This window comes from Flavobacterium sp. xlx-214, assembly GCF_013874595.1.
Classification (GTDB): Bacteria; Bacteroidota; Bacteroidia; order Flavobacteriales; family Flavobacteriaceae; genus Flavobacterium.
On record NZ_CP059431.1, the window covers coordinates 498,379 to 516,602 of the forward strand.

Sequence of the window (18,224 nt, forward strand, 5' to 3'; positions counted from 1 at the left end):
TATACAAAGGTAACAAAAAACCCGTCTTGAAAAATTCAAAACGGGTTGTTGTATGTAAATCAAAAATCAATTATGCTAACATAGTTACTGGATTTTCGATAAAATGTTTTAATGTTTGTAAGAATGCAGCTCCGGTAGCACCATCAACTGTTCTATGATCGCAAGCTAATGTTACTTTCATAGTGTTACCTACTACAATTTGACCGTTTTTAACCACAGGTTTTTCAATAATGGCACCTACTGATAAAATAGCCGAATTTGGTTGATTGATGATTGATGTAAACTCTTCGATACCAAACATACCTAAGTTAGAAACGGTGAAAGTAGATCCTTCCATTTCTTTAGGCTGTAACTTTTTATTGCGTGCTTTACCAGCCAAATCTTTAACTGCAGCACCAATTTGAGTTAAACTTAATAAATCGGTATGATTAACAACTGGCACTACCAATCCATCTTCCACAGCAACAGCCACCCCAACATTTACATGATGATTAATAATGGTTGCAGCATCGGTCCAAGATGAATTTACTTGTGGATGTTTTTTCAACGCCATAGCACATGCTTTTACCACCATATCATTAAACGATACTTTGGTTTCTGGCAACGAATTAATTAACGTACGCGATTCCATAGCATTATCCATGTTAATTTCGATTGTTAAATAATAATGTGGCGCTGTGAATTTAGATTCTGCCAAACGACGTGCAATTGTTTTACGCATTTGAGAGTTTTTCACTTCTTCTGAACGAACCTCACCTGCTGTTACAAATGTTTGAACTGCTGCTTTTGGCGCAACCTCTTGCTTAGTTTCAGTAACTGTAGTAGATGTTTGAGCACTTGGTGTAAAACTTTCTACATCGCCTTTTACAATGCGTCCGTTTTCACCTGAACCTTTTACTTGCGATAAGTCAATACCTTTATCTTGCGCAATTTTCTTAGCCAATGGCGAAGCAAAAATACGATCTCCGCTTACAGAAGTAATTTCAACTGGTTTTTCAGCTTCTGCTTTCGGCATTTCTTTTACTTCCGTAACAGTTTTATTAGCCGTAGGCGCAACTTTACCCGAAATAATTCCAGAAACATCAATTCCTGCAGGACCAACAATAGCTAACACACTATCAACTGGTGCTGATTCACCTTCTTGAATTCCAATATGCAATAACGTTCCAGAATAAAACGATTCAAACTCCATTGTAGCTTTATCGGTTTCAATTTCAGCTAAAATATCTCCTTCTGAAATTTTATCTCCTACTTTTTTCAACCAAGTAGCTACTGTACCTTCCGTCATCGTATCACTTAAACGAGGCATTGTAATTACCTCAACACCAGCAGGAATAGAAGTTTGTTGTGTTGCTGCAACAGTAACATCACTTTCTTGATCATTTGACAAAGTTGACTCTTTTGGAGCTTCTTCTTTTACTTCAGTATTTGAAGTGGTAGTGTTTGGTTTTCCACTTAATAAAGCAGAAAAATCTTCACCTTCTTTACCGATAATTGCCAAAACGCTATCAACTGGTGCAGTTTCGCCCTCTTGAATACCAATATACAATAAGGTTCCAGCGTTAAACGACTCGAACTCCATAGTTGCTTTATCAGTCTCAATTTCAGCTAAAATATCACCTTCAGATACTTTATCGCCCACTTTTTTTAACCAAGTTGCTACGGTACCTTCTGTCATGGTATCGCTTAAACGAGGCATTGTAATAATTTCTGCCATGACTTATAATTTATGTGAAAGGAAAGGATAATTTTCTTGATCGTAAACCACATCATACATCACATTGGTTTCTGGGTATGGTGATTCTTCAGCGAATTTCTCGCATTCAGCAACTAAATCGCGAACTCGATTATCAATTGTTTCGATTTCTTCCTCAGTTGCCCAATTATTTTCCTTAATTACATCCAACACTTGTGTAATTGGATCTATTTTTTTGTATTCTTCTACCTCTTCTTTTGTACGATAATGTTGTGCATCAGACATAGAATGTCCACGGTAACGATACGTTTTAATTTCTAAAAAGGTTGGCCCTTCACCTCTACGAGCACGCTCTATTGCATCGTACATTGCTTCTGCTACCTTAACAGGGTTCATACCGTCTACAGCATAAGAAGGCATTTCATAACCTAAACCTAATTTCCAAACATCGGTATGATTTGCAGTACGCTCAACCGAAGTTCCCATAGCGTAACCATTATTTTCACAAACAAAAACCACAGGTAATTTCCATAACATAGCCATATTAAAAGCCTCATGTAAAGATCCTTGACGTGCAGCACCATCACCGAAATAGGTTAAAGATACGCCACCTGTTTCTAAGTATTTTTCAGCAAAAGCCATTCCTGCACCAACAGGAATTTGTGCTCCTACAATTCCATGGCCTCCATAAAAACCATGCTCTTTAGAAAAGATATGCATAGAACCACCTAAACCTTGTGATGTTCCTGTTGCTTTTCCGAGCAATTCAGCCATGATTTTTTTTGGATCAACACCCATACCAATTGGCTGTACGTGATTACGGTATGCTGTAATCATTTTGTCTTTTGATAAATCCATAGCGTGTAAAGCACCTGCTAATACAGCTTCCTGACCATTATATAAATGTAAGAATCCTCTTACTTTTTGTTGAATATACAAAGCAGCAAGTTTATCTTCAAACTTACGCCAAAACAGCATGTCTTCATACCATTTTAAATATACTTCTTTCGTAATTTCTTTCATAAAATAGGATTGAAATAAAAACTGTAATTTGTTTACAGGGTTTATAAGCAAAAATAAGACATCGCTTGTAGAACAAAAAATAAATTATATTATTTTTAGTTAAAGTTGGAAATTAATTTTAGAAAATGAAAAAGTCCTAATAAATAGGACTTTCACACACACTGAAATGAATCAAAAAATTTCATGATCTTTCATTGATGCAAATAACGTATTTAACAACAGAAAACACTTTAAATTAATATTGCTTTAATGTTATGAAATAAAAAAAGGGGGCTGTTTAAATAGCTCCCTTTTTTATAATAATATTTATTTGTTTTAACGTTTCACAATTTTCACGAACTGTGATCCTGTTTGAGTAAATACTTTTACCATATAAGTTCCTGCAGATAATTGAGAAATATTTAATTTCACTTCATTTGCATCAAACTTCTGAGTTTTTACTTTCTTACCTAAAACATCATACACTTCAATAGACTGAATTGTTTCTTTGTATGAAACTGTTAATTCAGAATCTACTGGGTTTGGATAATATTTTAAAGATGCTAAATCTAAATCATTAACACCTAAAGTAATTGTTACAGTAACCGCAATAGGTAAACTTGCACAACCATTTGTTGTAATAAGCACTCCGTAATATGTTTTACCATCTTGTAATGGAGTGTATATAGGTAATTGATTTTGATTATTTACAGCATCATTATAAGAAGCAAACCAAATAACATTAGTCTCATTTGTTTTCAACTCTTTAACTTCAGCATAATTTACAAATGTCTGATTTGTATTTCCAGTTGGTGCTAATGGTCTAGGCGTAACAGTTATCTGAACTGCAGCCTTAGCAGTTTCACATCCTGTCTCAACTTTAGATACATAATAAGTACCTGTTTTAACTACATCATTTTGATTCATTTCAACAGTTGCAAAAGATGTTGCATACACTTTATAGCTTACTCCTGGCATAGAAGCAAAAGGTATAGAAGATACTGTAGCATCACCACATATACTAATAGGATTAATAACTGGTGCGTTAACACTTAACAATCTAACACTAACTGCCTTTCTAGGTGAATCACATTCTCCAATAGATTGTCCTACATAATAGGTACCACTAGTTAAAGGTGTTGAATTAGCTAAAGGTGTATCTGATGTACTAAAACTATACCAATTAGGAGTTGCTCCATTAACAATTCCTGATGCTAATAAATCTCCAACAGTTGCGCTACCACAAAAAGTTTGAATTGTAGCTGCTGTAGGCATTGTTAAATTTTGAACTGTAGAAACATTTACAGCTGTACGTGTTGACTCACAACCGCCTACAACTTGAGAGATATAGTACACCCCAGTATTCAGCACAGTAGTTGATGGTAAAGAGTTTGCATCATTAATATTTTGATACCATTTACCTGTAGCTCCTGTAGTTGTTGGCAATTTAATATCTGCTATTGTAGAAATACCACAAATATACACATCATTAATTGCAATAGCATTTGGCTTAACACCTACTACAACACTAACTTTCAATCTTGAGCTTGAAAAACAAATTCCGTTATCAAATTCTCCATAATAATCTCCACTTGCAATTGGTGTTGTTCCACTTATTTGTGAACCTCCAGTAGGTGTTGAATACCATTTTATTTGAAAACCAGAGACAGCATTAACCTGTAAATCATTAACAGTTGAACTAGTACAAAAAACTTGAGATTGTGATCCTGTAGGCACTGGTGCATTTGGACTAATTACAACTGTAAAAGCAACACGATTTGACTTACAGCCAGATATTAATTGCTCTACATAATAAACACCTGATGTTGTTATTTGAGTAATTGGGACATTAGAAGTAGGACTATCAAAATAGCTAAGAACACCATCTGGATTCTTAACAAAATTTGTATTTGCTACATTAACAATTCCACAATTATTGATATCATGAACAACTGGAGACTCTTTTAAACCTATAGTTACATTAAAATCTTTACTAGCCTTACATCCATGCTCGCTAGTTAACTCTACTTTATAAGGTACATTCAAGCTATTTGAAGTACCTTTCAAATATAATGTTCCTGCATTTACAAGACCATCATATGGCACAGTAGCATTTTGATCATAATATAAATTAGCAACAGGAGTCCAAGTAACTGTATTTTTATTTATTGGAGTTAATCTTACATTATCAATATACCAACCTGTATATTGAGTATTTCCATCAGCCCCAATTCTGAATCTTACTTTAAAAGTACCTGTACCTGTAAATTCGCTTGCAGGAACAACAAGTTTTTCACTTTTCCAAGCAGTATTTGTAGGTATAGTACTTTGTCCAAATCCATTCCAATCAGCATAAGATGTCTTAGTAAAAAACATACCTTGAAATCCAGTTTGTCCAACAGGCATTGGTAAAGTAGTACTTGCGCCACCAGTATAATCAGCAATAGCAAAAGGTTTCCAAGTTGCTCCATTATCTATAGAGTATTCAACATAACCATAATCCATAACAGAAGTACTATTTGCTTGTAAAACAGCAATATGATCAAACTCAACTACTATAGATTTTGCGTTCATCATATTAATACTAGTTGCAAAGTTAACAGTTGCGTTAGTTTGAGCACTATGGGTAACTTTTAAACTTCCATTTCCTTCCGAGAACAAACTTGTTTCATTTACTATTGCATCTCCAGCATTTCCATTTGCAATACTCACTCCATTCATGTTTCCATTAAAAGAATGCTGAATTGGCTTCTCATTAGTAAAATTATCTACTTTTAATTCTTGAATATCGTTAAAACACAAAGTGTAATCATTTTGTAATTGCAACATTTGTGGAGTTGGATTTATTTCAACAGTAACATCTTGAGTAAGAACACACTGTTCACCTCCAGTATTTGAAGCTTTTAAAGTATAGCTAATGTTTTTTGTTGGGCTAAAAGTCCAACCTATATTTTGATCACCTACAATTGCATTATCTGGATGATCAGGATGCGTTTTATCATTAAAAGCAGGATCATTTGTATCAGTTATACTCCATTCATAAGTGTCATATAAATTTGCACCTGTTAAAGCATAAATAGTTTGATTAGGAGATCCTACACAATTATTCACAGTATTTGAAGACAGGATTAAATCTGGCGCATCTTTATACGTAACATTTACTGTCTTTACCTCTCCAAAACAACCATCTAAAATATCAAAATATCCATTCATTCTAATTACACTTCTGGTTCCTGTAGCAACATCATACATTAAATTTAAACTATTTGTTGCATGCCCTGAATAAAGAGCTCTATTTGACCCTGTTGAAGTAAATGTAGTTGCCAGAATTTGAGTTGAAGCTAAAGAAGGAGCTGCTACATCACTATAAGTTATTTGTACAACTATATTTGAAAACCCATCCCAAATAAAAGGACGATCTAACTTAACCCAATTAACCTGTCCTGCAACTAACAATTTATTTCCAGCATTCTTAACTGCGGTTAATCTATTATTAGGTATAAAATCAGTAGTAACAAATTCATCTAAAGCGGTTAACCCCATATGAATTGTAAAATTATTTCTTTGCAAAGTACCTCCAGTATTCCCAAGTCTAAATCCAAAAGTTTTAATAATACCTTTAGAAAATCCTGCATCTCTCAACTCACTTGCTTGATAGATATACTGAGCTTTATTTGCTTTTGTATCTTTAAAAGGCGAAGCAGGAGTCTCAGTTCCAACACCAGTTCCTATTATAATCTCTTGATTAGATGTTGAATTTGTAACTCCAGAAAAAACATCAAATTTTCTAGACTCTGTCACCATAGGCTCAGTATAACTATTGGTACCTTGGTGCACTAAAGCCCCTGACTCATCAAACCAAAACGCTCTTCCTGGAGATGTAACATTCATTCTTACATCTTGTATACCACAAACGTTATAATTACTTACGGTTAAAGTAGGAAAATTACAAAATGTCATTGCATCAATTCCTATCCAAAGACTGCTATCTGTTGAGCTACAATTAGCTCTTACATAAATCTTATAAACTTTATCACCTGTTAAACCCGTAGCACCAGCTGTTAATTGTGTTACATTTCTATTAGAAGCAACAGCTCCCGGCGTTCCTGGTTCACCAGATTCTCTTACTTCCCAATCATAAGAAACTGGAGTTGGCGTTGGTGCTTTCCATTCAAAATTAATTGAAGTAGCAGTCTTACTAGTCACTGTTACATCAATAGGCATTTTACATGTAGGAACTGCTCCTTCACTAATATTTACATTATCTAGATAGATAAAATTATCATCATTATTTGTTGTATTAGACACCAGAACCCTTACATACAAAGAAGTTCCTTGGTAAGGAGTAAAAGATGTTGATACATTTCTACAGCTAGTAGACACTACATGATTACTTACATCAATTGTAGAAAATGTATACCAAGGACCATTTGGGTAATTAGACCATTGCCATTTAAGATCTAATTTGTTTCCCCCAGCACCTACCGGATTAATAATAATATTACCATTATTAAGTAACCACTTATAGTCATAAGTTAAGGTTATTAACCCACCTTTAGTAGCTCCTAAATTTCCTGACTTTAAAATTACATTATTAAATTTATCATCACTATACAGCCTTGCTCTAATAGATTGTGAGCCTTGACAAGGGAGTACACTTGTTAAATTAAAAATAGAACCACCTGTAGATGTCCAACCTACTGTTGTTGCTGTATCCCAATTGATAGCATACGGATTAATTTGTCCCCAATTAATCCATGGCATTAACAAAATTAAAAGTAATAAATATTTTCTCATAAAACATAAATTAGTAAAACCAAGAGTATTTCTACTCTTGGCTAAATTATAATTATTTTTTCACAATTTTAATAAATTGGCTGTTTTCTTTTGTTTTAACATTCAGCATATAAGTACCTGAACTTAAATCTGAAAAGTTTAACTGAACCGTTTCTTTATCAAATTGCTTGGTTAAAACCAATCTTCCATTTAAATCAAACACCGATACACTTGTTATGTTTTCTACATAACTTATTGTTAACACATCGTTTACTGGGTTTGGATAGTAATTTAATTTACTTAAATCAAAATCATTTACACCTAAAACAATTTGCACTTCTATTGGTGTTGGTAAACTTGGACAGCTGTTTGATCCTATTATAACTGCATAATAAGTTGTTTTATCTACCAATGGCATGTTTTGTGGTAATGGATTTACCCCTTTCATTGCATCGTCATATGTAGCATACCAAACAACATTTGGTTGATTCATTACTAGATTACTTATTTCAGGGAAATCTACATCTTTAAAAATTTGTGGGGTTACTCCTGTTGGGCTGTTTGGACGACTGTTAATCGTTACTTGAACTTGAGTTCTTCCTGATTCACATCCGCCTTGTGAACTGCTCACAAAATAAAAACCACTCTTTAAAACTTCTGTTGGTAATAACTCTGTTGTATTTGTTGCATTTGAGTACCATTTATACGTAGTACCTGTTGGTGCAACTATTGCCAAATTAGCAACCGTTGCCCCCTCACATAAGGTAAATGAACCAACTGATGGCGAACTGGTGTTTATTACACGAACTGCCACTGCTATTTTTACTGATAAACAATTATCTACACGCTGTGCCAAATAATAGGTACCACTAACTAATGGTGTATTTAATGCTAATGGACTTGTTGATGTAGCATTTGAATACCATTCTGCTGTAGCATTTGGTAAAATTTGAGCCACTAATTGCGCCACTGTACCACTACCGCAAATATTTTGAATACCTGCTGTTGGCGCTGGCACACTACCTTGTGCGGTTGCAACTATTTGAACACGTGCAGATTCACATCCATTGATCTTTTGTGACACATAATAGGTACCATTTACAACTGAATTTGTATTTGGTATTGGTGTTTGTGAACTTGCAGATGGATACCATACCAATTCTGAGCCTGGCAACTGATTTAAACTAACGTTTCCATAATTTATACTTCCACAAATAGATATTGTTTGAGCTGTTAATGCCGCTGGTGCACTACCTACACTTACCAATACCGCTACACGTCCTGATTCACATGATCCTAAAACTTGAGCCGCATAATACGTTGTATTATTTACCAAAGCCTGTGTTAATGGCAATGCTGTGGTTGATGTTACTGAACTATACCAGTTTATTTGTGACCCTGAAACACCACTTGCTTTTAAATCTGCTACTGTTCCTGTTCCGCAAGCAAACTGATTAAAAGCTGCTGTTGGTAAAGACAATGTAGTTATAGTAACATTAAATGGTATACGAACCGATTTACAATTATTTAAGACACTTTCTACATAGTAAGTACCCGTTTGTGAAATAGTATTTATTGGTATTTGGGTAGTTGTGTTGTTAAAAAACAACAAACTTCCACCATTAGGAACACCCGTTACAACTACATTACTTGTAGATGTAGCCTGGCAAAACACTTGATCTGCCACAACTGGTGCTGGTACACTAGTTACATTTACTGTTATAGCCTTAGTAGTAGAACAGCCATTTAATCCTGTTAAAACAGCATTATAAACTTGGTTCATATTAGCACTTGAAACTACATATACTTTTGTAGCTGATGATCCAGCTGTATAAGGTATTGTTGCTGCTGCATCTAAATACAAATTACTAGAAGGTGACCAAGTAACTGTTGATTGCCCTAATCCAAATCGTACATTTAATCGACTTGTGGTTGGAACTCCTATAGATGGATTTGCATTAGTAGCACTACTTGCACTCATTCCTACATTTACACCTGCTACAGTATGGTAGTATGTTTGCGCATTATTTCCACTTCCTGCCCCTTCTTGGGTTACCTCTACTAATATATTTGATTGTCCATCCCAATAAAATGGATTATCTAAAACTACCGTTTGTAATCCTTGGAAAATATGGGTATGATTCTCTTTTGAATAAACCGTTGATAAATTTCCTGATATAAAATTATTGGTTCCAAACGATGTATTATTAGTAGCCATCATCTTAATTGTATATCTTGGATTACTTAAACTTGCGCCTGAATCTAAGGTCTCAAATGATAAATCTTTAATATATCCAGACCCCGTAATTCCTTGCGCCATTAACTCTGCCGCACTATAAATATATTGCTGTTTTGAATAAACCGCACTTTGTACAAATGCAGACACATTACTTGTTCCTGCTGTAGTAGTACGTGCTGTACCTACAGTTACATGAGGTGGTAAAGTCTCTAATACTTTTATCTCCTCTACTACATCTTTACATAAATCTATTGTACTTGGTAAGCTTATTAACGCTTCTGGTTTCTCACTAGCATAAACATAAACTTTCTTCTCAAATTCACAAATACCATTTGACTGGCTTGCTACTAAAGTATATTCTTGCTCTTGTGTTGTACTAAATGTCCAACCATTTACAGCATCGCCATTTACTCCTGTACTAGGACTCCAGGTAAAAGTATCATATCCTCCTAAATTGGTTACTACACGTACAGAACTAGATGCATTTCCATCACATGAACTTACCTTATCTGTTGATAAATCAAATAATGGCTTTGGCGCTACGGTAATAGCTACTTCAGTCATTGGAGAACTACAAACAGGAGCTTTAAAAAGCCAATTATAAAAGCCCATATAATAAGACGCTAAATATCCATTTCCTGTTATAGAAGCAACAGATGAGGCATAAGGATATGATGCACCAGCAGTATTTCTACGTAATCCAGATGATGGCAAAACAGGATGTAAATTATATGTACCTGGTGGTAAGTCAATATCTATAGTAATTTTTTGAGGAGTTGCACCTCCACTAACCGAAGTTGTATAATTAACAGTCTTTAATAAAGTCCCTTGCGGTGTTGAAGAAGCAGTACCTCCTTGTCTAATCTGAATAGCTCCCGTTTCATTTGAATTTACAGGAAAAATATCTATCGTATTTAAATTAGTTGATTGATGAACTGTAAATAGTACATTCCAACCGATGGTCCAAGCATCTTGCGAGGCACTCACAGCATTAGGATTTACAGGACCTACAGTAATTGGAGCAGTTGCAGCAGTATTTGCAGCATAGTGCCAATAACTAGTATTATTGCTTATTACTGGAGTTGTAAATACAGAACCGGTATGCACTAAGTTTGAAGTTGTTGGATCAGAGCCATCATACCAGTAAACAATACCCTTATCATATGTTGCTGTTAAATCAATAGATTGACTACCGCAAATTGTTGTTGCTCCATCTCCTGAAATAAAATCAGGATAGTCACATAATGTTGTTGGGCTAATTTGTGCTTGAGTCCAATCACTTTTATCAGTAGTAGAACAGATAGAACGAATATACACCTTATATTGTGTAGAAGCTGATAATCCTGTTGCTATAATATTTGTCACACCTACTGCTGTTGTTCCTATAAATGCAGCGCCTGGTGTACCAGGATTACCTGTAGCACGAACTTCTACTTCATATGCTACGGGGTTAAAATTAAATAAATCTTGCCAAGAAATATCAACTGAGTTTTTAGATACATTAGTAATTTTTATAGCATCATCATCAATTGGTCTACAGCTTGGTGCGTCTTCGTAATAAACATCATCAAGATAAACATAAGAAGCAGCTCCAACTCTGTCAAACGAAAATGCAAAATAATCATCTGTAGTACTTACAGGTAAGTATACAATATATTCTGTATAATTAGTTGTTAAATTAATTGTTTTTAACAATGTTTTGTTAGCAGTAACTGTGTTACCATCCATCGTGTAAATTTCAAACTTAGGTGAATAACTGGTAGCAGAAACTTTAGCCCAGAAACGAAGACGTTTTCCTCCGTTACCTAAATTATCAGTTTCTGGCGAAATTAACAACAAATCTCCATTAGCTGTAGCCGTAGAACTTCTATAGGTATAAAAACCGTTATTTCCAGTGTTTTTAGCATTTGTATTAACACATCCATAAGCCGAAGTTGTTGGTGTAACTGTATTAATATAGGTCCAACATAAAGGATAGGTTATATTAGATGAACTACCAACAGCCGTATTTTCAAAGCCTTCAAAGAAATTACCAGTTACTACACCACACACTGTATTAAATTTAATTGGGTAAGGTGTCCAAGCACCATTAGAGGTACCACACTTACTACGAACATAAACAATATAAGAAGTTGAAGCAGATAGATTAGTAATATTTACAGATGTTGCAGGTGCATTTACAGCTCCTGTTTGCTCTAAACCAGTTGCTCCAGAACCAGCTGCTCCAGAGGTACGAATCTCATATTCATAACCCGTAACACCTGTTGCTTTAGATGCATCCCAAGATATTGTTGCTGAAGTTTGTGTTATAGCACTAACCTTCAAATTCATTGGGAAAATACAAGGAGATAAATCTTCATAATATACATCATCTAAATATACATATGTTGTTCCATTTTTACTATCAAATGAAAAAGCAAAATAATCATCTGTTGTTGTTGGCAAAGGCACAATAAATTCTTGCCAAACATCTGTTAATGGCATATTGTTTTGTACCAAAGTTAATGTAGCAGTAGCTGTTACACCATCCATAGTATAAACTCCCAAATTTTGAGTTGGAACATACGTTGACGAACTTGCTTTTGCCCAAAAACGAACTTGCTTTGTACCGTTACCTAAGTTATCTGTCTGAGGTGATATCAACAACATTTCTCCAGTTGTAGAAGGTCTATATGTATAAAAGCCTTTTCCTGTTCTTGCAGCCGTTGTTGTTGTATAGCCATATCCAGAAGCCGCTTTATTTAAATAAGTCCAACAGGTTGGAACAGTATTGTTTGTAGAAGTCCCTGTTGTTACAGCATCAAAATTTTCATAAAAAACTCCAGTTGCTGCTGGTTGTGTAACATTAACAATATTAGATGTAACCATACTATTGCTATTAGTACAAGTTACCACAAAACGATAATAAGTAGTACCTGTTTGGTTTGTTTCTGTATATGAAAAGCCTGATGCCCCATTAATATCTATCCAAGGTCCTGTTGTAGAAGTTGCACTTTGCCATTGATAAATAAGCCCTCCTCCCATTGTAGCTCCAGACACAGACAATATAAAAGGTTGACTAGCACACACTCTTGTAGTAGCTGATGCCGTACCTACAGTTGGAGTACCAGTGCAAGGTATTAATGACTTAATCACAACCAAACCATTACCTGAGGTATCTGGGTTTACCACAAAACCTGGTTGTGTGTGTAGTAATGTAATACCATTGGTAACACCTAAGCCTCCAACATAACCAGAACCACCTCCACCACCATTACCAGTATTACCCATAATACTTCCGCCTCCAGCTCCACCGCCATACCATCCGCCACCTCCAGCTCCTGCCATATCAAGGGATTGCCCCCCTTGACCTGCTGTACCTGGAGAACCAGAAGTTCCAGCTCCCGCAACACCACCTGCTGTCTGAGTTCCGCCTTGCCCTGGATCAGGCCCATTACTATTAGCACCAGTAACACCACCACCACCTCCAACACCAGTACCAGCATTAGAACCGCCACCTGCACCGCCAGCAACTATAACAATATTACTACGCACCGTAGCGTCTGATAATAATCCAGTTGATTTAGAAATATGCGTAGCTCCACCACCAGATCCACGAGTTGCTCCACCTGGATTTGGTCTAGCTCCACCACCATTATATCCTCCATTTAAATCAGAGGGAATACCACCAGTTCCTCCAGCGCCACCAACTACAATATATAAAGTTCCACCAGTATGAGCAAATTCACCTTTTGAATAGCCCCCAATACCACCTTGTGTTCCCCCTCCATTTGCGCCCCACATTTCTATTTGATAAGAGCCAGCAGGAAGTGTTACTGTTTGTACAGATCCCGTATAAGTATAAGTCTGAGCCCACATACTCATATTAGGCATAAACAATGCAATCATCAATAAAATTAAGCTACCTAAGCTTAACCACCGAATCTTAAATTGTGTAGTTTTTTTCATAAAAAATAATTTATAATTAGTCAATTGAGCTATAAACTTAAATATTTTTTCTGAATAATTTAATAAAATTTTAGTTATTTTTTAACTTTAACTATACAATACTTGTTTTTTATTGATTACATCAAGGTTTTAACACAAAAAAAGCCACTCAAAAATTTGAGTGGCTTTTTACATCTATTTAAAAAACTTTTGAAAATCTAAATTAAAAATTTAAATCTACTTCTTGTTTTTCTTCTTTAGTACCTACTAAAATATGATCGTATACACGCATACCTGTACCTGCAGGAATTCTATGACCAACAATTACGTTTTCTTTCAATCCAGATAAGTTATCAACTTTACCAGCTACTGCTGCTTCGTTTAATACTTTTGTTGTTTCTTGGAATGATGCTGCTGAAATAAACGATTTTGTTTGTAACGATGCACGTGTAATACCTTGTAATACTGGTGTTGCTGTTGCAGGAATTACATCACGCGCTACTACTAAGTTACGATCTTCTCTACGTAAAATAGAGTTTTCGTCTCTTAATTCGCGTACTGAAACAATTTGCCCTTCTTTTAAGTTAGACGAATCACCTGCATCTTCTACCACCTTCATTCCGAATAAACGATCATTTTCACGGATGAAATCATCTTTGTGAATTAATTGTTCTTCTAAGAATAAAGTATCACCAGAATCTTGAATTTGTACTTTACGCATCATTTGACGAATAACCACCTCAAAGTGTTTATCAGAGATTTTTACCCCTTGTAAACGGTATACTTCTTGAATTTCGTTTACCAAATACTGTTGAACAGCCGATGGTCCTTGAATTCTTAAAATATCATCTGGTGTAATTGCTCCATCAGACAATGGCAAACCTGCTTTGATGTAATCGTTCTCTTGAACTAGAATCTGGTTTGATAATTTTACCAAGTACTTACGTGCATCATCTTCACCTGTTTTAGGTGTAACAATGATTTCACGGTTACCACGTTTAATTTTACCAAACGATACAACTCCGTCAATTTCTGCAACTACTGATGGATTTGATGGGTTACGAGCCTCAAGCAACTCTGTAATACGTGGTAAACCTCCTGTAATATCCCCTGCTTTAGAAGATTTACGTGGAATTTTCACTAATACTTTACCTGCTTTAATTTTCTCGCCATCGTTAACCATTAAGTGAGCACCTACTGGTAAGTTGTAAGAACGTACTAATTCACCATCTTTGTTATAAATTAACAAAGTAGGAACTAATTTTTTATTTCTAGATTCTGTAATTACTTTTTCTTGGAAACCTGTTTGTTCATCAATCTCAACCATAAATGTTTGGTTTTGCTCGATGTCTTCGTACGCAACTTTACCTGTAAATTCAGATACAATTACCCCGTTATAAGGGTCCCATTTACATATTACAGTTCCTTCTTCAACCACTTCTTTATCTTTCACATAAATAGATGATCCGTAAGGGATGTAATGTGTATTTAAAACAATTCCTGTATTTAAATCAACTAATTTCAACTCAGTTGAACGAGAAATTACGATATCAATTTCATTTCCTTCAGCATCCTCTCCTTTAACAACTTTTAAATCTTCGATCTCTAAACGACCTTTGAATTTAGTTGTAATAGTAGAAACCTCAGAGATGTTACCTGCTGTACCCCCAACGTGGAACGTACGTAAGGTTAACTGCGTACCAGGCTCACCAATTGATTGTGCTGCAATAACACCTACTGCCTCACCTAATTGTGCCATACGGTTTGATGCCAAGTTACGTCCGTAACATTTTGCACAAATACCTGTTTCAGCTTCACATGTTAAAGCAGAGCGTACTTCTAATTTCTCTAATGGCGATGCATTAATTTTAGCAGCATGTGCTTCATTAATTACTTCACCTGCAGGAACAATAACATCATTTGTTAACGGATTCACTACATCATCAATAGCAATACGTCCTAAAACGCGTTCTCCTAATGATTCTACAATTTCCTCGTTTTTCTTCAACGGTTCAAACTCAATTCCTCTTAAAGTACCACAATCTTCTGAATTGATGATAACATCTTGAGCAACATCATGTAAACGACGTGTTAAATAACCAGCATCGGCTGTTTTTAATGCCGTATCGGCCAAACCTTTACGTGCACCGTGCGTTGAAATAAAGTATTCTAAGATTGATAAACCTTCTTTAAAGTTCGAAAGAATTGGGTTTTCGATAATATCTCCACCTGAAGCTGTCGATTTTTTAGGTTTTGCCATCAAACCACGCATACCTGTTAACTGACGAATTTGCTCTTTAGATCCACGCGCTCCAGAATCAAGCATCATGAATACCGAGTTAAATCCTTGTTGATCTTCACGAATGTTTTTCATTGCTAACTCTGTTAACATAGCATTTGTTGAAGTCCAAACATCAATTACTTGGTTGTAACGCTCGTTGTTGGTAATAAGACCCATGTTATAGTTCATGGTAATACCTTCAACTTGTCCGTTAGCATCATCAATCATTCCTTGTTTTTGATCTGGAATTTTGATATCACCTAAAGAGAATGATAAACCACCTCTAAATGCGTATCCGTATCCCATATCTTTCATATCGTCTAAGAATTTAGCTGTTGTAGGAACATCCGTAACTGCTAAAATTTTTCCGATAATATCTCTTAACGATTTTTTAGTTAATACCTCATTGATGTAACCTGCTGCTTCTGGAACTACCTCGTTAAACAAGATACGTCCTGCTGATGTTTCAATAATTTGGTAAACTAATTCACCTTCTGCATTAAAATCTTTTGCACGTACTTTTACTGGTGCATTTAAGTTCAATCTGCCTTCGTTAATCGCAATATGTACTTCTTCTACAGAATAGAATGTTAAACCTTCACCTTTGATTTCGTATTCAGGTGTTGATCTACGGATTTTGGTCATATAGTAAAGACCTAAAACCATATCCTGAGAAGGTACTGTAATAGGCGCACCATTTGCTGGGTTTAAGATGTTGTGCGATGCTAACATTAATAACTGAGCCTCTAAAATAGCCTCTGGTCCTAATGGTAAGTGCACCGCCATTTGATCCCCATCAAAATCGGCGTTGAAAGCCGTACACACTAATGGGTGTAAACGAATTGCTTTTCCTTCGATTAATTTAGGTTGGAATGCCTGAATACCTAAACGGTGTAACGTAGGAGCACGGTTTAATAATACCGGATGTCCTTTAATTACGTTTTCTAAGATATCCCAAACAACTGGTTCTTTTTTATCGATGATTTTCTTAGCAGACTTAACTGTTTTTACAATTCCACGCTCTATTAACTTACGAATAACGAATGGTTTGTATAATTCAGCAGCCATATCTTTAGGAAGACCACACTCGTATAATTTTAATTCAGGACCAACGACAATTACCGAACGAGCTGAGTAATCTACACGTTTACCTAATAAGTTTTGACGGAAGCGACCTTGCTTTCCTTTTAACGAATCAGATAACGATTTTAATGGACGCTGAGATTCTGTTTTAACAGCTGTTGCTTTACGTGTGTTATCAAATAATGAATCTACCGCTTCTTGTAACATACGTTTTTCATTACGTAAGATTACTTCAGGCGCTTTGATTTCCATTAATCGTTTTAAACGATTGTTACGGATGATTACACGACGGTATAAATCATTTAAATCTGACGTTGCAAAACGACCACCATCAAGCGGCACTAATGGACGTAATTCTGGCGGAATAACTGGAACCACTTTTAAAATCATCCACTCTGGACGGTTTTCGCGGTTTTCATTAGACTCACGGAAAGCTTCAACAACTTGTAAACGTTTTAAAGCCTCAGTTTTACGTTGTTTAGATGTTTCGTTATTAGCTGCGTGACGTAATTGATACGATAAAGCATCTAAATCGGTACGCTCTAATAAATCCATAATACATTCAGCACCCATTTTAGCGATGAATTTATTAGGATCTTGATCATCTAAATATTGATTTTCCATAGGAAGTGTATCTAAAATATCAAGATACTCATTCTCTGTAAGGAAATCTAAACGTTTTAATTCTTCACCATCTGGGCGTTTTGCCTCACCAGCTTGAATTACAACGTATTTTTCGTAATAGATAATTTCATCTAATTTCTTAGAAGGTAATCCTAACACATAACCAATTTTGTTTGGCAATGAACGGAAATACCAAATGTGTGCAATAGGCACTACTAAATTGATATGCCCTACTCTATCACGACGTACTTTTTTCTCAGTAACTTCAACACCACAACGGTCACAAACGATACCTTTGTAGCGAATTCTTTTATATTTACCACAAGCACACTCATAATCCTTAACAGGACCAAAAATACGCTCACAGAATAAACCATCGCGCTCTGGTTTGTGCGTACGATAGTTAATTGTTTCTGGTTTTAAAACCTCACCTCTTGATTCAGCTAGAATTGATTCAGGTGATGCTAATCCGATAGAGATTTTATTAAATCTTTTTACGGTATTATTATCTTTATTCTTATTCATCATAGTTTTTACTATTGATTTATTTGCAATTAAAAATTGATTCTTATTTAAGTTAAAAGTTGTTTGACTTT

5 protein-coding genes and 1 pseudogene are annotated in these 18,224 nt (G+C 35.3%); all 6 read right to left on the bottom strand.

Going from position 1 to position 18,224, the window contains the following annotated elements; genetic code table 11:
* Positions 1-70: 70 nt before the first annotated feature.
* Positions 71-736, bottom strand: a complete 666-nt coding sequence (locus H1R17_RS14245; RefSeq protein ID WP_370520247.1) for a dihydrolipoamide acetyltransferase family protein — start codon at positions 734-736, stop codon at positions 71-73.
* A 107-nt stretch (positions 737-843) separates the two neighbouring features.
* Positions 844-1,717: pseudogene (locus H1R17_RS14250) on the bottom strand (biotin/lipoyl-containing protein); the annotation flags it as partial.
* Positions 1,718-1,720: 3 nt separating this feature from the next.
* Positions 1,721-2,719, bottom strand: coding sequence for a pyruvate dehydrogenase (acetyl-transferring) E1 component subunit alpha (gene pdhA, locus H1R17_RS02405; protein WP_163433147.1), 999 nt, complete (start codon positions 2,717-2,719; stop codon positions 1,721-1,723).
* 315 nt (positions 2,720-3,034) lie between these two features.
* Positions 3,035-7,495: a T9SS type A sorting domain-containing protein gene (locus tag H1R17_RS02410; protein WP_163433148.1), complete on the bottom strand. Its 4,461-nt coding sequence runs from the start codon at positions 7,493-7,495 to the stop codon at positions 3,035-3,037.
* A 52-nt stretch (positions 7,496-7,547) separates the two neighbouring features.
* Positions 7,548-13,661 (bottom strand): glycine-rich protein, encoded by a 6,114-nt coding sequence (locus tag H1R17_RS02415; protein WP_181729246.1) that lies wholly within the window; start codon positions 13,659-13,661, stop codon positions 7,548-7,550.
* 202 nt (positions 13,662-13,863) lie between these two features.
* Positions 13,864-18,153 (bottom strand): DNA-directed RNA polymerase subunit beta', encoded by a 4,290-nt coding sequence (gene rpoC, locus H1R17_RS02420; RefSeq protein ID WP_163432579.1) that lies wholly within the window; start codon positions 18,151-18,153, stop codon positions 13,864-13,866.
* Between the last annotated feature and the right edge of the window lie 71 nt (positions 18,154-18,224).

What these genes read in the sequence shown, in the direction of transcription:
- H1R17_RS02415 (WP_181729246.1), bottom strand. Translation starts at nt 13,661, where the DNA reads ATGAAAAAAACTACACAATTTAAGATTCGGTGGTTAAGCTTAGGTAGC.
- pdhA (WP_163433147.1), bottom strand. Translation starts at nt 2,719, where the DNA reads ATGAAAGAAATTACGAAAGAAGTATATTTAAAATGGTATGAAGACATG.
- rpoC (WP_163432579.1), bottom strand. Translation starts at nt 18,153, where the DNA reads ATGAATAAGAATAAAGATAATAATACCGTAAAAAGATTTAATAAAATC.
- H1R17_RS02410 (WP_163433148.1), bottom strand. Translation starts at nt 7,495, where the DNA reads ATGAGAAAATATTTATTACTTTTAATTTTGTTAATGCCATGGATTAAT.